We start from the raw sequence: 19,744 nt of genomic DNA, 5'->3' as shown, positions 1-19,744 counted from the left end.
AAGCAGACGCTGCGTCTGTTCTCGGACCGGGTCGCCCAGGGTGACCTCGTCGTCACGGCACCGCTGGACGGTGCCAGTCACGACGTCGCGGGCTGGGTGACCTTCACCGGCACCGGCACGACGTGGTCGAAGGTCTCGATCAGCGACGGCACCTCGGCTGCACCGTCGGTCGCGACCGTGCAGTACGACGGTTCGTGGACGGTCCGCCGCTGGGTCGGGACCGCCCCGGTGACCTTCACGGTCACCAGCGAGCGTGCCGACATCGCGAACGGCAGCGAGACGATCCGCTTCAACACCGCGGAGTAGTCGCACAGAGAGACGAGGAGGCGCGGGTCGACTGGACCCGCGCCTCCTCGGCTTCCCGGGCGCAGCCGGTCAGGCGAACAGCTTGCCGACCTCGGTCACGAGCTGCTGCACCCCGAGCACCACGAACAGCACGGCGCAGATCGTCATCATCGTGTTGCTCAGCCAGCGGCTGCGCCACTCGGCGGGAGTCCGCGACGAGTTCAGCAGCCAGAGCAGCGTGATCGCGAGGAACGGCATGAACAGCGCGCCCAGCACGCCGTAGAGCACGATCAGGCCGATCGGCCGGTCGAGGAACAGGATCGCCATCGGCGGCACCGTCAGCCAGATCACGAACGCGCGGTAGTAGGTTCCGCCGATGCGGCGACGCGGATCGTCGGCGTCGAGACCGCGCAGGGTGCCCACGAAGTCGGCGAACATCAGCGAGACGCCGTTCCACACCCCGAGGATCGACGAGAACGACGTCGCGAAGAACCCGATCAGGAAGAACCACGTCATGAACGTGCCATACCGCTCGCCGAGCACGGCCGCGAGCTGCACGAGCCCGCCCTCGCCGTCGGCCAGGGCGATGTCGGCCGAGTGCAGCAGCTCGGCGCCGACGACCAGCATCGAGAACACGAAGACCCCGCTGACGACATACGCGACCCCGTTGTCGAGGCGCATGACGCGCATCCACCCGGGGCTGTTCCAGCCCTTCTCGCGCAGCCAGTAGCCGTACGCGGCGAGGGTGATCGTGCCGCCGACGCCACCGGTGACGCTGAGGGCCACGACGAGCCCGCCCTCGGGGATGGTCGGCACGAGACCGGTGAGGATGTCGCCGAGGTTGGGCAGGGTCACGATCGCCGACCCGACCACCGTGACGAACATCACGCCCACGAAGAACGCGATGACCTTCTCGAAGAACGAGTACCGGCCGAACCACACCATCACTCCGCCGAGCACCCCGGCCCCGATGGCGAAGACCTTCAGATCGACGGCGGGGAACAGCGCCTGCAGGGGCAGGGCCGACGAGCTCATCGCGGCCGCACCGTAGACGAACCCCCAGACGACGATGTAGACGCCGAAGTAGACGCTCGTCCACCGGCCGAGCGACCGCCAGCCCTCGAAGATCGTGCGGCCCGTCGCGAGCGACCAGCGACCGGCCCCCTCGACCAGCGCGATCTTGATCACGACGCCGATCACGACCGTCCAGGCCAGCGCGTAGCCGAACCGCGACCCGGCGACCAGGGTGGCGACGAGGTCGCCCGCTCCGATGCCGGTGGCCGCGACGACGAGGCCGGGTCCGATGATGCGCCACCGCTTGGCGGAGACGGGGGTGGTCAGGTCGTCGGTGCGCGGGATGTCCGGGCTGGCGGCCATGGGGTTCCTCTCGGATCGTTCGTCATCGAACGTCGAGCAGTGCCTCCGGTCCGGGCGTCGCTGCTCGACCTGGGCGACACGCGTCGCGCGTCGTCCACCCCAGTCAAGCGGGTGCGCGTGTCTCGCGCCACCCGGGCGCGACGGCGTCGAGCGCTTCAGGAGGCGCTGGTCGCCACCGACAGATCGACCAGACGGGCGAACGCGGCCGCGTCGAGCGCCTCGCGGTCGGTCGGCGCCAGCACCCACGACAGCGTGACGAGATCGCCCTGCGCCACCTGGCAGGCGTGACCGCGGGCGGGGGCGCCGCCGAACGACGCGGCGTAGCCGAAGCAGACGGCGGCGGACTCGTCGGCCTCGGCGAGCGGCTCGTCGAACGGGGTCAGCGTGAAGCTGCTCTCCGTGCCGCTGACGCCCGCGGTCGTCGTCGCGGGGCAGCCGGCCAGCTCGTCGCGGAGGGCCGCGATGTACGCAGCCGCGTCGTCACGCGAGACGACGCCGGTCGTGAACTGCTGACGCTCGCGGGTGAACACCGCCGAGGCGGACGGCAGGGTCTCGGCCGCCGTGAAGCTCCGGAAGTCCATCGCGCAGATCCCGAGGTCGCCGTCACCCGCGCCCGATGCCGCGTCGGAGCCCGCCGCAGGGTCGGGGGCCGAGGTGCCGTCCACCGAGGTCGCCTGCTCGAGCCGCCACGCGCCTCCCTCGTCGTCGGTGGCGGCGGAGACCTCGTCGGCACCGGGCAGGAGCCCCTCGAGCTCGGCGGCCGCGACCGTGCCGCGGGGCCCCTCGGGGGCGGAGCAGCCGGCCAGCCCGACGGCGACCGCGACGACCGCCACGAGCCCGAGCGACGAACGGAAGGAGGTGCGGGTCGACTGCACAGAAGCCTCTCGGTGGTCCGACCACCGTTCTACCATGCGGCCCGTGACAGGATCGTCCGAGACCCCGCACCCGATCGGACGGAGACCCCCATGACCGAGCTCTTCTTCACCATCCTCATCAGCGCCATGACCGTCGCCGGTCTCGGCCTGGTCGCGGCCGCGTTCATCGCGATGGGCCGCTCGAGCTGACCCGCGCCTCCTCGACTCGGAGACTTCACGAGTGTCGGCGGTGATGGGTATCGTTCTGGCATGAGAGCACTCCAGGCCGAGATCGTCGCCGAGCTGTCCGTCCGTCCCGTGATCGACCCGGCCACCGAGGTCGAGGCACGTGTCGCGTTCCTGCGCGACTACCTCGCGAAGACCGGCGCGGCCGGCTTCGTCCTCGCCGTCAGCGGCGGCCAAGACTCGACGCTCGCCGGGCGCCTCTGCCAGCTCGCGGTCGAGGCCGTCCGAGCCGACGGCGGTTCCGCCGAGCTCGTCACCGTGCGCATGCCCTACAAGGTGCAGGCCGACGAGGCCGATGCGCAGCTCGCCCTGCAGTTCATCGCCGGGTCCGACGGCGTCACCGTCAACATCCAGCACGGCGTCGACGGCATCGCCCGCGACCACGCCGACGCCACAGGCGTGGCGCTCAGCGACTTCACCAAGGGCAACGTCAAGGCCCGCACCCGCATGGTGGCGCAGTACGCCCTGGCGGGCGAGCGCAGGCTGCTCGTGGTCGGCACCGATCACGCGGCCGAGGCGCTGACCGGGTTCTTCACCAAGTACGGCGACGGCGGGGTCGACCTCGTGCCGCTCACCGGTCTCAGCAAGCGCCAGGGCAAGGCGCTGCTGGCCCACCTCGGCGCCCCCGCCCGTCTCTACGAGAAGGCGCCCACCGCCGATCTGCTCGACGACACACCCGGTCAGACCGACGAGGCCAACCTCGGGCTGACCTACGACGACATCGACACCTATCTCGAGGGCGGCGACATCGCCGACGACGTCGCCGAGCTGATCGAGGCGCGCTACCTCGCGACCGAGCACAAGCGCCGGGTGCCCGCCTCGCCGTTCGACACCTGGTGGCGCCGCTGAGCCTCAGCCGGAGACGCTGAGGCTCAGCCGAAGACGCCGAGGTGATCGAGCAGGATGTTCAGCCCGATCAGAATCAGGATGATCCCGCCGGCGATCTCGGCGGGCTTGCCGAAACGCGAGCCGACCCGCCGACCGACGACGACGCCGACGAACGCCAGGACGGTCGTCGTCACGCCGATGACGGCGATGGCCCCGACGATCGACACCGGCAGAAAGGCCAGGGTCACGCCGACGGCGAGAGCGTCGATGCTGGTCGCCAGGGCGAGCACCAGCAGCTCACGGAGCGGCAGACGGTCGGTGTCCTCGTCGACGTCGTCCTTCGTCGAGAACGCCTCGTGGAGCATCTTGCCGCCGATCAGCGCGAGGAGGCCGAAGGCGATCCAGTGATCGATGTCGGCGATGTATGACGCGAACGCCGATCCGAGCAGCCAGCCGAGCAGCGGCATGAGCGCCTGGAACGCGCCGAACGTGAGGGCGATCACGACGGCGTTCCGGGCCGAGAACCTCCGCATGTGCAGCCCCTTGCCGAGGGCCACGGCGAAGGCGTCGGCGGAGACGCCGACGGCGATGAGGAGGAGGGTCCAGAACGACACGAGGGTGACGACCTTTCAGCGGGCGCGCGCGAGCGCGATCGCGCAGCACGGCGCGATGAGACGAGGAGGCGCGGCTGCGGTGCCGACGAACCCCCCGATCCTGCCATGCCCCAGAGGGCCGGAGCGCCGAAAAAGCCCTGATCAGAGATGTTCGGGAGTCCGAATTCGCGGCTTCACCCCACCGAGAGGCGGCCTGCCGCGAGGCGAACCTCAGTCGGTGCCGTCGATGCCGCCCAGTCGTTCGAGCACGCCGGTGAGGATGGTGCCCGCCGGGTCGGGCAGCACGTGGTGGTTCAGGTAGATGCCCTCGAGCCACGCGAGGACCTCGTCGGCCGGCCAGCCGATGGCCTCCCAGTCGATGCCGGGCAGCGCCCTGGTGACGGGCTGCTCGGTGCCCGGTGTGAGCCAGGCCTCGGCGATGGCTCTGTCGGGGCTCGCGTTCGGGTCGGCCGCCCAGAGCAGGGCGATCGGGTGCTCGCGTTCGCCGTCGACCGAGCCGTCTCGGGCCCCGAACACCGACTCGTCGACGTGGTCGTGCTCGACGTGCCCGGCCCCGAGCCAGGGGAGGGTGAGCAGCTCGCCCTCGATGTCGACCTCGATCAGATCGAGCTTGGCGGGCTCTTCGACCTCGCAGACCCAGAGGTCGAGCCCGACGTCGTGCCAGGCCGCGGCGTCGTCGACGTCGTCGAGCAGCCCGGGCAGCAGGCGGTGGAAGTCCTGCAGCAGCTGGGTCGACCACTGGACGAGCATCGCGGTGTCGGCGGTGTTCCACGGGCTGATGTCGGTGTCGTCGCCGGCGGCGTCGTGATAGTGGAACGCGAGGTTCGAACCGTCGGACTCGAGATGGATCTGCCCGGTGCCGAAGCCGACGTAGAGAGTGCTCTGGCCCGTCTCGTCGTCGAACTCGCCGTAGAGGTTCGGCTTGCCCAGCAGTGTGGGCACCGGCAGAGCGGCGGCGGGTCGGTTGCCCAGGGCGAACACGGCCCGGAACCGGGTCGTCGGGAGCCGGAGGCTCATGTCTGTCACGGCGAAGGTGTCCAATCGGTCGGAGCAAGCGTAGTAGGCCCGGCCCTTGCCGATCACCCGGTCGGACGCACGGGCCGCGCAGCGCCGGGGTGCTATTCGACGGGTCGTGCGCCCGGCAGCTCGTGCAGCGCCTCGGCCGCCAGCTCGGCCTTGATGGGGTCGCGATCGATGGTCGCCTGACGCAGCAGACGGAACGCCGCCGGCATCTCGGACCAGTTGAGCACTTCGACGATGTTCGGCACCCGCAGTTTGTAGGCGAGCCCGTCCGTGACGTCGCGGCTGACCTTCTGCAGCGACGCGTTGCCGCACTGCTCGACGTAGAGGGCGAACAGGGCGACGGCGTGCGCGTTGAGGGCCGGGCCGTCTTCGTTCTCGAGGTCGACGAGGCAGCCGTCGATGGCGGTGACGATCTGCTTCAGCACGGTGGCCGACAGGCGGGGGACGGCGAGTCGGACCGCGCCGCCGTAGAGCACGCCCAGGGTCTGGATCGACTCGACGGCCTCGTCGGCGTTCGGGGTCGCGACGCGGGTGTAGCGGTTGGGGGCCATCTCGACCAGGCCGGCGCGGACCAGATCGCCGAGCGCCTCGCGGATCGGCGTGCGTGAGACCTGCAGCCAGGCGATCAGCTCTTCGTCGTGGAGTCTCTCGCCGGGCTCGAGCGTGCCGTCGACGATCGCGTCACGGATGCGCGCGCGGACCGTGTCGCGCAGCAGCTGCCGTTCGGCGGCCGGGGGCGTGCTGGGGATCGGCATGCGGACTCCATTCATCACGGGTGTGTGGGAACGACTCTAGACGAGTCCTCCGACACCGGATGCCGAGAACCCACCCGCCGCAGGGCTGCGGGGGTGGGTTCTCGGGGGAGTGCGGGTCGCGGTCGGTCCGGCTCAGGGGGCCCGACGCTCACCGGTCACGAGGCGGCGGGGGTGCCCGTCGCGCTCGGGACGTGCTGCGAGCCGACCTCGACGCCGTGCGATGTGCGGAGCACCTCGAGCGTGTCGGCGATCTCGGCCTCGTGGCGGTCGGCGTCCCAGCCGAGGGCCTCGCCCAGCACGTCGGCGATCTCGGTCAGCAGCTCGATCGTGACACCGCCCACGAACGCGAGGTTCGTTCGGCGCAGGACGACGTCGGCCAGGTGCACGGCGTCTTCGTGCTGAGCGAAGTACGCGATCTCGGCGCGGGTCAGCTCGGGGTGGCTGGCCAGCGGCTCCGACGGCTGGTCGAGCAGCACGTCGATCACCGAGGAGGCGCGGGTGCCGTAGCGGGTCAGCAGCCGGTCGACCTGCGCGCGGTCGAGACCGTCGGCGTGGGCGGCGATCCACGTGGTGCGCGCGGAGTCGGTGGTGGGGAAGCCCTTGCCGCCGCCGATCTCCATGCCGGTCGTGTCGACCGTGCGCGTGACGCCCAGGCGGTTCGTGGCCTCGGTCGACAGGTGCGCCGACAGGGCGCGGAACGTCGTCCACTTGCCGCCGACGAGGCTCAGCACCGTCGAGGAGGGGAGCCCCTGGATGGGGGTCTCGACGATCCGGTAGTCGCGCGAGACGAAGCCGGGGGCGGTGTCCTCGTGACGCGGAAGCGGACGGATGCCCGAGTAGCGGTAGACGATGTGCTCGCGGGTCACGTCGATCTGCGGGAACACGTGCTTGACGAGATCGAAGAAGTAGTCGACCTCCTCCTCGGTGCAGACGGCCGGCTGCGACGGGTCGGCGTCGATGTCGGTCGTGCCGATCAGCACGCGGCCCTTCAGCGGGTAGATGAGCACGATGCGGCCGTCGTTGTTCTCGAAGAAGATCTCGCGACCGCGGGTCGCCTCGAGCAGCTCGGCGTTGTCGACGACGATGTGCGATCCCTTGGTGCCGCCCATGTAGGCGGACTCCCCGCCGAACGCCGCGTTGGTGAGGTCGGTCCAGGGGCCGGAGGCGTTGATCACGACGTCGGCCTTCACGACGAACTCGGCGCCGCTCACGACGTCGCGCAGCAGGACTCCGCCGTCGCGCGATCCGATCGCCTCGACGTAGTTGGCGCTGCGGGCGTGGTCGCCGGCGGCGAGGCCGTCCTTCAGCACGTCGAGGGCGAGTCGCTCGGGCTCGTGCACCGACGCGTCGTAGTACGTGCCGGTGTACTTGACGCCCTTGTTCAGCGCGGGCATGTCGTTCAGCGCGGCCTTGCCGGTGCGGAACTGGTGACGGGGCACCGAGCCGCCGTCGCGCGAGAAGGAGTCGTACAGGGTCATGCCGACCTTGATGAGGAGCGCGCCGCGCTCCTTCGTCGAGCGCTGCTTGTGCGTGAGCATGCGCAGCGGGGCGTTCAGGATGCCCGAGAACGTCGAGAAGATCGGCATCGTCGTCTGCAGGGGCTTGACGTAGTGCGGCGCGATCTTCAGCAGGCCGTTGCGCTCCTCGACGCTCTCGCGGACGAGTCGGAACTCGCCGTTCTCGAGGTAGCGGATGCCGCCGTGGATCATGTGCGACGACGCGGCGGAGGCGCCCGAGGCGTAGTCGTTGCGCTCGACGAGCACGACGTCGACGCCCTGCAGGGCGAGGTCGCGGAACGTGGCGATGCCGTTGATGCCGCCGCCGACGACCAGGACCTTGGCGGTGGGGCGGTCCATGATCCGGGCGACGTTGGGCCGTGCGGGTTCAGTCTTCTTTGACGCAGTCACAGGGAGCTTCTTTCGCGTTGCGTGTGTCCGACGGGGTCGGCCGGCGGCTCGCGCCGGTATCGTCTATCGTCGACCCGTGTTCCCATGGGTGCAACGTATCTGCACAAACGTGCACGGAGGCCGTCGTGACTGATCTGCTCTCGCCCGACAAGACGCAGGACGCCCTGCGGGCGGCGCACCTGTACTACATGCAGGACCTCACGATGGAGGCGATCGCCCATGAGCTGGGGACGTCCCGCTCGTCGGTCTCGCGCCTCCTGAAATCGGCCCGCGACACGGGTCTGGTCGACATCCAGATCAAGTCGCCGCTCGACCAGGCGACCGTCGTCGGCGAGGCCGTGCAGCACCGCTTCGGCGTGGTCGCCCACGTCGTGCCGGTGCCCGACCAGGCCAGCGACGTCGACCGTCTCGACCGCGTCGCCCTCTCCGCTGCACGGACGCTCACGCCCTACGTCGACTCGAACATGGTGATCGGCGTCGCCTGGGGGTCGACGCTCAGCGCCATCAGCCGCTACCTCGTGCCGAAGGCGACCCACAACTCGCTGATCGTGCAGCTGAACGGCGCGGCCAACACGCGCACCACGGGCATCGAGTACGCAAGCGAGATCCTCCGCCGCTTCGGGCACGCCTACGGCGCGGTCATCCAGCAGTTCCCGGTGCCGGCGTTCTTCGACGACCCGGCGACGAAGCGCGCGCTCTGGCGCGAGCGCAGCACCCGGCGCGTACTCGAGCTGCACGAGCGGATGGACCTCGTCGTCTTCGGCGTCGGCGCGCGGGGCGCCCTCGTGCCGAGCCACGTCTACTCGGGCGCCTACCTCGAGGACAGCGACCAGTCGAGCCTCGAGCACGACCGGGTCGTGGGCGACGTGGCGACGGTGTTCTTCCGGGAGGACGGCTCGTCGGTCGACATCGCGCTGAACGCGCGGGGCAGCGGGCCGGACCTCGCGACCATCCGCCGAGTGCCGAGACGGGTCTGCGTCGTCGCCGGCACCGCCAAGGTGGCGGCCGTCCGCGGGACGCTCGCCGCCGGTCTGGTGACCGACCTGATCATCGACGAGGGCACTGCGCGGGCGCTGCTGGCCAGCTGACCGGGCCGAGGAGGCGCGGGTCGACGACGTCGGGCAGCGCGCGTGATCCCGGGGGACACCTCGCAGAGCGGCGGTTCAGCCTCGGGGCGTAGACGGGACGGGTCATCGATCGGCCCGCCGCAGCGGGCCTGAAGGAGGAGCCCCATGGCCAGCACGGATCTCACCGGACGTCGCGTACTCGCGATCGTCACCAACTACGGCGTCGAGCAGGACGAGCTCGTCGTTCCGACGCGCGCGCTCCGCGACGCGGGCGCCACGGTCGTGGTCGCCGCCCAGTCGACCGCGCCCGTCGAGACGCTCGTCGGCGACAAGGACCCGGGCGAGGCGGTCCGGCCCGACACGACCATCGAGGAGGTCGACGCCTCCGAGTTCGACCTGCTGCTCGTGCCCGGCGGCACCATCAACGCCGACACGCTCCGGCAGGACGCGGGGGCGGTCTCGATCGCCTCGTCGTTCGCGGCCTCGGGCCGTCCCATCGCCGCGATCTGCCACGGCCCGTGGCTGCTCGTCGAAGCCGGTCTGGTCGAGGGCAAGGAGCTGACGTCGTTCCCGTCGTTGACGACGGACATCCGCAACGCCGGAGGCTCGTGGTCGGACGCCCCGGTGATCACCGACGTCGAGAAGGGGTTCACCCTCGTCACGTCGCGGACCCCGGACGACCTCGACGACTTCGTCCGCGAGCTGACGACGGCCGCGGCGTCGGAGCGACCCGCCGACAGCTGAGACGGGTCGGCCGGCGTCCCGCGCCGCGGCCGTCCCGTCGACCTCCCGCCCCGAACCGGTCCGCCGGCCCGGGGCGGGAGGTCTTTAATGAGGGAGGTCGACTCTGCTCGACTCGACGCCAGTCCGCACGACGAGAGGGAGTCCCGCCATGAAGTGGGGGAAGACGCGCAGCGAGACGTCGACGTCGACGCCGGCACCGGTCGACCAGGGCGCGCTCGATCGTGCCGTGGGCGAGGCCCTGCTCATCGCCCGGGCCGCCGCCGTCGTGACGGTGGCGAACCGCATCGTCGTGCACGCGCTCCGCGACGGCGAGACCTTCGACCACGACGAGACGGCCGCCGCCGTCCGCCGCACCCTGCACCGCCTCGCCGAAGAGCAGCGGGCGCAGAACACCCGCATCGCCGGCGAACGGTCGAAGGCCCTGCGGGCCCGTGGTCGCTCGCGTCACCAGCACGACTACCGACCGGGCGACGACGGCACGCTCTGGTTCCGTGAGAACGCCTACGTCGGCGTGGCCGACCGCCTCGACGAGCTCCGCGACGACCACGACTACGTCGACGGCATCGTGGCGTCCGCCGTCGAACGCGCCTGGGGCGACGTCGGGTCGGCCGTCGTGACCCGCGTCAGGGCGCGGCAGGTCGTCGTCGACGACGACTACCGCGACGACAGGGCCTCGCGCCTCGCGGGGCTCGGCGACGACCTCGCCGCTCTGGGCGACCGGCGGTCTGCGCCCCCGACTGGGGGTTGAGTCGTCTGCGCTGGGCGCGGATAGTCGTTAGCTACGAATGCAGGGTCACCGCCCTGCCGCGAGGAGACCGACCCGGTCGCTCCGGGTGTCGGAGGAGCAGAGAATGACGAGCATCCTCGCCCGTGCGCTCCGACCGTTCTTCCGCGGTCGATACCGGGTGGTCGACGACCTCACGACCCGCCCTCGGCCCGACGACTCTCCGCACGTGCACGCACCGGGCGTCGACCCCGACCGGGTGCTCGTCTTCGGCAACGGCCCGGCCGTCGGCTGGGGTGTCCGCTGCCACGACCTCGCCATCCCCGGGCATCTGGCCCGGAGCCTGTCGGCGTTGACCGGTCGCGGCGTCGACGTCGACGCGTTCGCCGACGCCGACATGACGGTCGCGACCTCCGCCGACCACCTGCCGGACCGCGAGCTCTGCGGCTACGACGTCGTGGTCGTCGTGCTGGGGATGAGCGACGCCCTGAGACTGCTGCCGCCGGAGAAGTGGCGTCGGGGGATGTCCCGACTGCTCGACGCGGTGGATCGCGCGACCGGTCCCTCCACCGGGGTGATCGTGACGGGCATCCAGCCGCCGAGCACCGTCCCCCGCTTCGGCGCCGCGCCCGGCGGTGTCGTCGACCGGCACGCGCGGCTCCTGAACGAGACGACCCGGGCCCTCTGCGCGGAGCGACCCGCTGTGCGCGTCATGCCGGCCCCCGAGATGCCCGGCGGAAGCGACGACCGTTCAGGCGACACCGCTCGGTATCAGGCGTGGGGTGCAGCCCTCGCCGAGGTCGCGGCGCCGATCGTGGACATCGGCGTGGCCGACGGACAGGGGGCCCGTGCCTCCCGTCATGCACCGCAGAGCGTCGATCGCCGCGTCGAGGCGATCCGATCGCTGGGGCTGCTCGACACGCCCGCCGAGAAGAGATTCGACGACATCGTCGAGCGGGCTCGGACCCTGCTCGGGGCGCAGGGCGCCGCCTTCTCGCTGATCACCGAGGACCGGCACTGGAACAAGGCCGTCTCGGGGTCGTCACTCACCGAGATGCCCGTCGTCGACTCGTTCTGCGCCCACACGATCCGCAGCGGGCGACCCCTTGTCGTGCCCGACGCGTGGCGCGACGACCGCTTCGTGTCGCACCCCTCCGTCCGGTTCTACGCCGGGCATCCGATCGAGACCGACGACGGGGTCCGCATCGGAGCGCTGTGCGTGGTCGACGCCGAGCCCCGGGGCGTCGAAGGCGTCGATCTGGTGCTGCTGCGCGAGCTGGCTCTCGCCGTGCAACGCGAACTGCGCGTCAGCGCCCTTGACGCTTCTTGAACGGCTTGGGCTGACCCTTGACCGCGGGGGTCCGACCCTTGCCCTTGCTCGCCTTCGCCTTGCCGCCGCCGGGGGGAGCAGGCGGCGGCGGCGGGGTCGAGGGGCTGGCCAGCTCCTCTTCGGCGACGACGATCGCCGCCTGCCCCGCCTTCGTCAGGCGGTAGGGCGACGCGTCGCGGTCGAACAGCTTCTGACCGAACTCGAGCTCGAGCGCCTCGATCGACGACTCGAGCTTCTGCCGCGAGATGCCGAGCTTGTCGGCCGCGACCGGGAAGTGCAGCACCTCGGCGGCCACGAGGAAGTGCCTCAGGTGACTGGTCTTCACGCGGTGGCGACCGAACCGGCACCGGTCGAGGCACCGGCGTCCGCTCGGACCCCGAGGCCGTCGAGGGCCTTCTGGAAGATCGTCAGCCCGCTCATGCCGGGCAGGTTCGAGATGTTCTGGTCGAGCTTCGCGGCGGCCTTGCGACCGTCGACGCCGCTCATCAGCTGACCGAAGACGAACTTGACGTCGTCGAGCTCCATGATCGACGAGCCGACGGGAGCCCAGACCTTCGACAGCAGGAACCGGGTCAGCTTCTGAGCCTTCTTGCTCTTGAGCAGGCGCTCTCGGGCCTGCGAGACGTAGAAGGCCACGTGCCGCGCCTCCTGCTTGGCGATGCGACGCAGCAGCTCGGCGAGCACCGGGTCCTGTTCGAGCTCGGCCATGCGCTTGTAGGCCGCGACGGCGGAGTACTCGTTCGCGGCGCCCCACGACATGTGCACGGCGACGAAGTCGGAGCCGACGAACTTGCCGAGCAGACCCTGCTTGACGGGGTCGAGGCGGTCGCGCCAGCCGAGCTTCAGACGGTTGGCGCGCAGCTGGTCGTAGTCGACCTTGACGCCGTGCACCTCGAGGATGGCGGCGAGGGCCTCGCCGTGCCAGAACTCCTCGCGGTTCCACATCGTCATGAAGGTCGAGACGTCGTCCTCCTTGTGCGAGGGGGTAGTCAGCAGATCACGCGTGTAGCAGACCGTGTGGTACTCGACGTCGGCCATGTACCGGAGCGTGCGCAGCGAGTCGGCCGACAGCGGGTTCTGCTTGAAGTGGTCGAGGTCGAGGTCGTCCCACGTGATCCGCTCGCTCGTCGCGGCGAATTTGTCGATGTCGAATGCCATGCCGTGTTCAGGAGGCGCGGGCGTCAGGCCCTGCCTCCATCTCCTTTCGCTGAGTTGCCGCCACGATTCCAATCGCGGATGCTCCATCTTCTTCGGAGCGCTTCGCGTGCGAGATTGGCGTCGGGATTCACAGCGGACGGGTTGCCGAGGAGCTCGAGCCAGACGAGGTCGGCGTGAGAGTCACCGTATCCGTACGAGCCTGCGAGGTCGATTCCGAGTTCGCTCGCGTACTGCGAGAGCCAGGCCGCCCGGGCCTCGTCGACGAGCGGCGGCTGGGCGAGGTAACCCGTGTAGACGCCGTCGCGCGAGTGCATCGTGCTCGCGACGACCTCGTCGAAGAGCGAGGCGAGCGGCGCCGCGAGGCTGCCGATCGAACCCGTGACCAGCACCGTGCGGTGACCGGCGGCGCGGTGCTCGGCGATGCGGGCCAGGGCGTCGGGCAGGGTGTGCCGGCGGACGGTCTCGGCGTAGCCGGTCGACGACACGACGTTCTGCAGACGGGAGACAGGCATGCCGCTGTACCGCCGGAGGAACGAGCGGATGAACTCGCCGCGGTCGCGGGCGTCGGCCCGGAGGTACGCGGGCAGGCCGGTCAGCAGACTCGCGACCTCGCCCGGCCAGGCCGCCTTGCGGAACCCGTTCGAGCGCACCCACAGGTACTGCTCGACGATGTTCGAGTCGAGCACGGTGCCCTCGAGGTCGAAGACGGCGACGACGTCGTCGCGGCGGGGGAGCGCCTTCGTGTCGGCGACCGCCCCGGTGGCGGCGGGGCGCACCGAGAAGGCTCGCGTCATCGCCGTGATCGACGGGAAGTGCACCGTCTGGAAGTAGTCCTCCCAGTCGATGTCGGTGACGTCGAAGCCGATGCTCTCGGGCGACCCCGCGGGCAGACCGGCGTGCAGGGCGCGGGTGCGGCGGTCGTCGAAGATGATCTCGGACTGCACGTAGTGCCGGTAGAGATCGGTCAGGCTCTGCAGCGACTCGAGGTCGGCGCGGCGCGTCTGCACGGCCGTCAGGGCCGTGCGCGTGCGGGCGTTCGACGGCAGCCGCGTCAGCACCTTCTCGCGCAGGTCGTTCGTCCGCTGCTTCATGCGGATGGCGCCCTCGACCTTGCGCACCCCCGGGAAGTTCCAGGTCGGGACCGGGATCGAGGTGTGCTCGTCGCGCGGCAGCGGGTTCGCGGTGAAGAACGTGTTGAGGTTCTCGAACATCCGCAGGATCGGGAACGGGTTGCTGTTGCCCGACGCGACGTGGAAGTACTGGGCGTCGCCCGCGGGTGCGTCGCCGGCCGCCGACTCGATCCCCACCGAGGAGGCGCGGGTCGGGTTCGCCGCGACCGTCAGGATCACGTTCACGACGAAGTCGACCGGCACGATGTCCAGCACGCTGTCGGGCACCCCCGGGAACTCGGGCAGCAGCCCGCGGGCGTACGACATGATCAGCGGGTCGGCGACCTTGAAGCCGTCGATCCAGCCGGGGAACGGGTGCCGGAGGGCGCTCTCGACGATGGCCGGCCGCACGACCGACAGGCGGTGGCCCTTCTCGGCCCAGAGCTCCTCGGCGGCGCGCTCGGCGAAGGCCTTGGTCAGCGTGTAGACGTCCGTCCAGCCGAGGGTCTCGGCCCGGGTGCGGCCGTAGTCGACGAGACGGGCGGCGACCCAGGCGACCCGCGCCTCCTCGGCTGCGGTCGACACGGCCTGCGGGCCGGTCTTGCCATGACCGATGCGACCCTCGGCGAGGAACCGGCGCAGCGTCTCGGGCTGACGCGAGGCCGCCTCGACCCGGGCGCGGGCGTCGCGGGCGGCGGCGTACTCGGCACGCCAGTCGACGTCGTGGGTGAGCGCGGCCTCGGGGAACACGCCCTTGCGGATGCCGCCGACGTACGCGGTCGAGACGTGCACGACGTGCGGGTCGCCACCTGCACGGCCGAGCGCCTCGTAGAGACCGACGGCTCCGCCGACGTTCGTGTCGAAGGCCTGGTCGATCGGCGGGTCGAACGAGACGGTCGACGCGCTGTGGATGACGACGTCGAGGTCGGCGGGCAGCTCGGGCAGCGAGCCCAGTCCGCTCTCGATGACGCGCAGGCGCTCGGTCAGCGCGCGCTCGACCTCGGCCGGCCCGACGCGGTCGCGCCACGTCGCGAACACCGGCTTCTTCAGCAGGTGCCGCAGTCGACCGAGCGCCGGGGTGCCCGCCTTGGGCCTGATCAGCAGTGTGACGGTGGTGTCGGGGTGCGTCGAGAGCAGTCGCTCGAGGATCGCCTGGCCGACGAAGCCGGTGCCGCCGGTGAGCAGCACATGGGCGGAACCCAGGCTCGCCTCGGTCGAGCCGGGGACGGACGGGGGCAGTGCGGTGGTCATGCGGTGAGCTTTCGTGTGACGGTGGAACCGATCGTGGAGTCGAGGCCGGGCAGTGCTGCGACCCGCTCGCCGACGGCGTCGGCCCTGAGGTGCCCCTCGGCCCCGCCGTAGACGAGCGCGTCGAAGAGGGTCCGTTCGGAGTCGGCCCGCTCGATCGCGCCGATCGGCAGCACCGCGGTGGACAGGGAGGCGCGGGTCTGCTTGACCGCGCGGGGCGAGTCGTCGAGACGCCATCGCGACTCGATGCCGAAGAAGCGCTCGTGCCGCGCCTTGATGGCGCGGATGCGGTCGACGACGGCCGTCAGAGCCGGGTCGGAGGCGCGCTCGACCAGGACGTCGTAGGCGTCGGACATGACCCACTCGTCGACGAGGCCGGTGGTCATGTGCACGGCGACGATCGGAACTCCCTTGCCCATGGCCTCGATGGCGCGCGTGATCGGGCCGCGGCGCTCGACGGCCTCGGACGGGCTGTGCCGGCGGGGGCCCTCGTCGACCTCCTTGAGGCGGGGCTGCCCGTGCGACTCGAGCACAGCGTCGATCGCGTCGGCGATCCAGAACTTCTCGAAGGCCCAGGTGACCAGGAAGGCCGTGACGCGGGCGTCCTTGTGGGTCGCGGTGACGAGCAGGTTGCGCAGGTGCTCCATCGTGGCGCTCTCGAGCCGCCCGACGTGGCGCAGCAGGCGGAGGGTGTCGTCGCCGAGGGGCGCCGTGGCGAACGAGTCGAGCTCGAGCTCGCCGCGGAAGGCGCCCTGGGCCGTGAGGGTGAACTCGCGGATGTCGAAGTCGGTGGTGTCGTAGGGGTCACTCGGGGTGGACAAGGCCTGCGATCCTCTCGTGACGCTCTCGTGTGGTGGTTCGGGCACGATGCACGTCGCGAGCCCTACAGACCGTATCGTAAGCGGCATGGCAACAGCGCTCGTCACCGGGGGCACGTCCGGCATCGGAGCCGAATTCGCCCGCCAACTCGCCCGTCGCGGCTGGGACCTCGTCCTCGTCGCGAGAGACCTCCCACGACTCGACGCCACGGCGACCGAGCTGCGGGCGCTCGGTCGTCGCGTGGAGGTCCTCGCGGCCGACCTCGGCGACCGCGCCGACGTCGACCGGGTCGCCGCCCGACTCGAGGACGAGGCGGCCCCGATCGACCTCCTGGTCAACAACGCCGGCTTCGGCGTGCACACGCCGCTGTCGTCCACGGACGTCGCCGCGCACGACGCCGCGTTCGAGGTGATGTGCCGGGCCGTGCTGGTGCTGTCGGGCGCCGGTGCCCGCGCCATGCGCGGTCGCGGACGCGGTCGCATCGTGATCGTCTCGAGCACGGCCGGGTTCATGACCATGGGCGGGTACAGCGCCATCAAGGCGTGGGCGACGTCGTTCGGCGAGAGCCTCTCGGTCGAGCTGCAGGGCACCGGCGTCGGCGTCACGACGCTGCTGCCCGGCTGGGTCCGCACGGAGTTCCATCAGCGCGCCGGCATCCGGTCGTCGTCGATACCCAACGCGTTGTGGCTCAGCGCCGAACACCTCGTGACCGCGTGTCTGCGCGACGTCGACAAAGGCAAGGTGGTCTCCATGCCCACGGTTCGGTACCGGGCGCTCTTCTGGTTGGTGCGGCACGCTCCGCGGAGCGCCGTGCGCGCGGCGTCGGCGAAGATCTCGTCCAGTCGTCGGAAGCCCGTCGAGCCGTGAGCCCCCGCGACCGGCGCGATCGCCCGCGCGACGACGAGCCGCAGCAGAACGCCCCGCGGGAGGACGCCCCGCGGCAGGACGCCCCGCGTCCGGAGCGCCCGCGTCTCGACGCCGTCGCCCAGCGGGCGGACGCCGTCGCGCAGCGCGCCGGCGACGTGGCGAGCGACGCGCGCGACCGCTTCAGCTCGCGACGGCACGCCATGGCGCGCTACGTCGCGCAGCGGATGGTCCTGAAGCCGACCATCTGGTCGATCACCGACGTCACCGTCATCGACCGCGACCGCCTCGACGGGCTCTCGGGCGGCTTCGTCGTCGTCGCGAACCACTCCAGTCATCTCGACGCGCCGCTCATCCTCGGCGCGCTGCCCCGCCGCCTCGCCCGCTACCTCGCGACCGGCGCCGCGGCCGACTACTTCTTCGACGTGCCCTGGCGGCGCCAGCTGACCGAGCTCTTCTTCAACGCGTTCCCGGTGCAGCGGGGCTCGGGGACTCCCGCCTCCGCGGCCGACGCGACCCGCGCCTCCTCGGCCGGTGCCTCCGCGGGGTCGACGCCGCAGAGCTCGGCCCGCCGCCGGGCCGCCGCCCGAGCCGCTGCCCGCGGTCGGTCGGGCCAGCCGACCGTCAGCGCGAAGTCGCTGCTGCAGCGGGGCTACCCCGTGCTGGTGTTCCCCGAGGGGACGCGCTCGAAAGACGGCACGGTGGGGCACTTCAAGCCAGGTGCCGCGGCGCTCGCGGTCGCCTGCGACGTGCCGGTCGTGCCGCTCGCGCTGATCGGGGCGCACATCGCGCACCCGCGCGGGGCGAACTGGCCGCGACCCGGCCGGCTGCCCGTGGGCGTCGCGTTCGGCGACCCCATGCTGCCCGCCGAGGGCGAAGGCGCGGCGGCCTTCTCGCTGCGCGTCCGCGCCGAGGTCCTGCGTCTCCGCGACGCCAACACGGCCCGTATCCTGGGGCCTGACAACCCGTCCGAAGGAGCACACCGGTGACCGACGTCCAGCAGCAGAAGAGCGACACCGTCGTAGACGTGAAGCACATGAAGTGGTGGGGCTGGGGCGTCGAGGGCGTCGCCTTCCACCACCACGACAAGCCGGGCTTCGCCCCCTTCGTCAAGAAGATCGTCGGCGTCGAGCTGTCGCAGGGCCACGACACCGGGCTCGACTTCGCCGACCTCGTGGTGCCCGCGTCGATCGCCGCCCCCGAGGTGGTCGAGTCGCTCGAGCAGATCGTCGGCCCCGGCGCCGTGGCCCGCGACGACCACGACCGCGTCGTGCACACCTACGGCAAGAGCATCCGCGACCTGATCCGCATCCGCGCGGGGATCCTCGAGCGGGTGCCCGACGTCGTCGTCTACCCGGCCGACGAGGCCGAGGTGCAGAGCATCGTCGACCTCGCCGTCGCCTCCGACCTCGTGCTCATCCCGTTCGGCGGCGGCAGCAACATCGTCGGCAGTCTCGAGCCGCTGCCGGCCGAGACCCGCACGGTCATCTCGCTCGACATGGGGCGCCTCGACAAGGTGCTCGACATCGACGAAGACAGCGGACTCGCGCGCATCCAGGCCGGCGGCCAGGGCCCCGACCTCGAAGAGCAGCTGAACGCCCGCGGCTGGACCCTCGGGCATTTCCCCGACAGCTTCACCCACTCGACCATGGGCGGCTGGGTCGCCACCCGCTCGTCCGGCATGCAGAGCGACAAGTACGGCGACATCGCCGACATCACCAAGGGCCTGCGGGTCGTCCGCCCCGGCGGCATCCTGTCGATCCGCGCCGTGCCGAGCGCGTCGACCGGGCCGTCGCTGCGCGAGATGATCATCGGGTCGGAGGGGCGTCTCGGCGTCATCACCGAGGTCACCGCGCAGGTGCACCGCCTGCCCGAGAAGCGCGAGATCCTCGCCTACCTGTTCCCGTCGTGGCACGACGGCCTCGCGGCGATGCAGGCGATCGCCGAGAGCGACGCGCACCCCTCGGTCACCCGCGTCAGCGACGCGCACGAGACGGCGTTCTCGTTCGCCACCTCGAAGGCGAGCACGGGCATCTCGAAGATAGTCAACGACGCGCTGCCGAAGGTGCTGAAGGCCAAGGGCTGGGACGTCGACGCGATGTGCCTGTCGTTCATCGGCTACGAGGGCAGCCCCGAGCACGTCGCCCAGACCCAGAAGACGGTCGCGAAGATCGTCAAGGCCAACCGCGGCATGAGCGTCGGCAAGGGCCCCGGCAAGCTGTACGACCAGAAGAAGTTCGACACGCCCTACCTGCGCGACTTCTTCATGGACCACGGAGGCGCGGCCGACGTCAGCGAGACCGCCGCACCCTGGTCGAAGCTGCGCGACGTGTCGTCGCGCGTGTACGCCGCTGCCAACCAGGCCTTCGACCAGATCGGCAAGCAGGGCTGGATCATGGGCCACCTGTCGCACTCGTACCACTCGGGGGCGTGCCTGTACTTCACCTTCGCCTTCGAGCACGGCTCCGACGCAGAGGCCGAGTACGACGTCGTCAAGCACGCCATCCAGCAGGCGTTCATCGACACCGGCGCGACGGTGTCGCACCACCACGGCGTGGGCCTCGAGCACCAGCCGTGGATGTCTCAGGACGTCTCGCCCGAGGGTGTCGCCGTCATGCAGGGGCTGTTCGACTCGGCCGACCCGGGGCGGGTGTTCAACCCCGGCAAGGTGACCGGCGCCTAGCCGCCGCCGCGCTCGACGCCAGGAGGTGGACACGACGCCAGGTTTAAAGCCGGCGTCGTATCCACCTTTTGGCGGGGTGGTGCTAACAGATCTCGTGGACGTGTCCTCC

19 protein-coding genes are annotated in these 19,744 nt (G+C 71.0%); 9 read left to right on the top strand and 10 right to left on the bottom strand.

The features are described from left to right. A partial coding sequence (locus ACZ6JE_RS11905) for a hypothetical protein (protein ID WP_464319056.1) occupies positions 1-306 on the top strand: 306 nt, incomplete at its 5' end. A 69-nt stretch (positions 307-375) separates the two neighbouring features. Here ACZ6JE_RS11905 and ACZ6JE_RS11900 read toward each other — a convergent pair. Both ACZ6JE_RS11900 and ACZ6JE_RS11895 read right to left on the bottom strand, forming a co-directional pair. Beyond that, positions 376-1,662, bottom strand: a complete 1,287-nt coding sequence (locus tag ACZ6JE_RS11900) for an Nramp family divalent metal transporter (RefSeq protein ID WP_192059170.1) — start codon at positions 1,660-1,662, stop codon at positions 376-378. Between the two features lie 155 nt (positions 1,663-1,817). Further along, positions 1,818-2,537 (bottom strand): hypothetical protein, encoded by a 720-nt coding sequence (locus ACZ6JE_RS11895; protein WP_192059167.1) that lies wholly within the window; start codon positions 2,535-2,537, stop codon positions 1,818-1,820. 249 nt (positions 2,538-2,786) lie between these two features. Here ACZ6JE_RS11895 and nadE point away from each other — a divergent pair, with 249 nt between their 5' ends. Continuing rightward, a complete protein-coding gene (nadE, locus tag ACZ6JE_RS11890; protein WP_464319055.1) occupies positions 2,787-3,611 on the top strand; it encodes an ammonia-dependent NAD(+) synthetase in 825 nt (274 codons plus the stop codon). Between the two features lie 23 nt (positions 3,612-3,634). Here nadE and ACZ6JE_RS11885 read toward each other — a convergent pair whose 3' ends face one another. The 4 genes from ACZ6JE_RS11885 to ACZ6JE_RS11870 form a co-directional block, all read right to left on the bottom strand. Next, positions 3,635-4,204: a manganese efflux pump MntP gene (locus ACZ6JE_RS11885; protein WP_463463342.1), complete on the bottom strand. Its 570-nt coding sequence runs from the start codon at positions 4,202-4,204 to the stop codon at positions 3,635-3,637. 210 nt (positions 4,205-4,414) lie between these two features. Then, entirely contained in the window at positions 4,415-5,230 is an 816-nt protein-coding gene (locus tag ACZ6JE_RS11880; protein WP_320479833.1) for a hypothetical protein, read from the bottom strand. A gap of 92 nt (positions 5,231-5,322) precedes the next feature. Then, the gene (locus ACZ6JE_RS11875) at positions 5,323-5,982 is read right to left on the bottom strand and encodes a GntR family transcriptional regulator (protein ID WP_192059158.1); all 660 of its coding nucleotides are present in this window, start codon (positions 5,980-5,982) and stop codon (positions 5,323-5,325) included. A 155-nt stretch (positions 5,983-6,137) separates the two neighbouring features. Beyond that, positions 6,138-7,838 carry a glycerol-3-phosphate dehydrogenase/oxidase gene (locus ACZ6JE_RS11870; protein WP_279292972.1) on the bottom strand — a complete coding sequence of 567 codons (1,701 nt, stop codon included), beginning with the start codon at positions 7,836-7,838 and terminating at the stop codon, positions 6,138-6,140. 239 nt (positions 7,839-8,077) lie between these two features. On the opposite strand from ACZ6JE_RS11870, the gene ACZ6JE_RS11865 reads away from it, so the two are divergent. The 4 genes from ACZ6JE_RS11865 (at position 8,078) to ACZ6JE_RS11850 (ending at position 11,754) form a co-directional block, all read left to right on the top strand. Next, positions 8,078-8,977, top strand: a complete 900-nt coding sequence (locus tag ACZ6JE_RS11865) for a sugar-binding transcriptional regulator (protein ID WP_192059324.1) — start codon at positions 8,078-8,080, stop codon at positions 8,975-8,977. Positions 8,978-9,121: 144 nt separating this feature from the next. Next, entirely contained in the window at positions 9,122-9,700 is a 579-nt protein-coding gene (locus ACZ6JE_RS11860) for a type 1 glutamine amidotransferase domain-containing protein (protein ID WP_243214098.1), read from the top strand. Between the two features lie 148 nt (positions 9,701-9,848). Next, positions 9,849-10,448: a hypothetical protein gene (locus tag ACZ6JE_RS11855; RefSeq protein WP_243214097.1), complete on the top strand. Its 600-nt coding sequence runs from the start codon at positions 9,849-9,851 to the stop codon at positions 10,446-10,448. Between the two features lie 103 nt (positions 10,449-10,551). Beyond that, positions 10,552-11,754 (top strand): GAF domain-containing protein, encoded by a 1,203-nt coding sequence (locus ACZ6JE_RS11850; RefSeq protein WP_464319054.1) that lies wholly within the window; start codon positions 10,552-10,554, stop codon positions 11,752-11,754. Here the strand turns inward: ACZ6JE_RS11850 and ACZ6JE_RS11845 are convergent. Genes ACZ6JE_RS11845 through ACZ6JE_RS11830 form a run of 4 tightly spaced genes read right to left on the bottom strand, consistent with a single transcriptional unit; the run spans position 11,732 to position 16,090 of the window. Next, positions 11,732-12,079: a helix-turn-helix domain-containing protein gene (locus ACZ6JE_RS11845; RefSeq protein WP_192059148.1), complete on the bottom strand. Its 348-nt coding sequence runs from the start codon at positions 12,077-12,079 to the stop codon at positions 11,732-11,734. The genes ACZ6JE_RS11850 and ACZ6JE_RS11845 overlap by 23 nt on opposite strands. Further along, entirely contained in the window at positions 12,076-12,912 is an 837-nt protein-coding gene (locus ACZ6JE_RS11840; RefSeq protein ID WP_192059146.1) for a ferritin family protein, read from the bottom strand. Before ACZ6JE_RS11840 ends, ACZ6JE_RS11845 begins: the two co-directional genes overlap by 4 nt. A gap of 23 nt (positions 12,913-12,935) precedes the next feature. After that, positions 12,936-15,272: an SDR family oxidoreductase gene (locus ACZ6JE_RS11835; protein WP_464319053.1), complete on the bottom strand. Its 2,337-nt coding sequence runs from the start codon at positions 15,270-15,272 to the stop codon at positions 12,936-12,938. After that, positions 15,269-16,090 carry a hypothetical protein gene (locus tag ACZ6JE_RS11830; protein WP_464319052.1) on the bottom strand — a complete coding sequence of 274 codons (822 nt, stop codon included), beginning with the start codon at positions 16,088-16,090 and terminating at the stop codon, positions 15,269-15,271. Before ACZ6JE_RS11830 ends, ACZ6JE_RS11835 begins: the two co-directional genes overlap by 4 nt. A gap of 85 nt (positions 16,091-16,175) precedes the next feature. Between ACZ6JE_RS11830 and ACZ6JE_RS11825 the strand changes: the two genes are divergently transcribed. Genes ACZ6JE_RS11825 through ACZ6JE_RS11815 form a run of 3 tightly spaced genes read left to right on the top strand, consistent with a single transcriptional unit; the run spans position 16,176 to position 19,635 of the window. Further along, positions 16,176-16,955, top strand: coding sequence for an SDR family NAD(P)-dependent oxidoreductase (locus tag ACZ6JE_RS11825; protein ID WP_192059139.1), 780 nt, complete (start codon positions 16,176-16,178; stop codon positions 16,953-16,955). Continuing rightward, positions 16,952-17,941 carry a lysophospholipid acyltransferase family protein gene (locus ACZ6JE_RS11820; protein WP_192059137.1) on the top strand — a complete coding sequence of 330 codons (990 nt, stop codon included), beginning with the start codon at positions 16,952-16,954 and terminating at the stop codon, positions 17,939-17,941. The genes ACZ6JE_RS11825 and ACZ6JE_RS11820 overlap by 4 nt, the downstream gene beginning before the upstream one ends. After that, complete coding sequence (locus ACZ6JE_RS11815; RefSeq protein ID WP_308196191.1) at positions 17,938-19,635, top strand: FAD-binding oxidoreductase; 1,698 nt, start codon at positions 17,938-17,940, stop codon at positions 19,633-19,635. Before ACZ6JE_RS11820 ends, ACZ6JE_RS11815 begins: the two co-directional genes overlap by 4 nt. Positions 19,636-19,744: the final 109 nt, after the last annotated feature.

The organism is Frigoribacterium sp. AC759 (genome assembly GCF_979256015.1).
The sequence above is the reverse complement of the archived record's forward strand: the minus strand, read 5'-3'. Positions and strand labels throughout refer to the sequence as shown.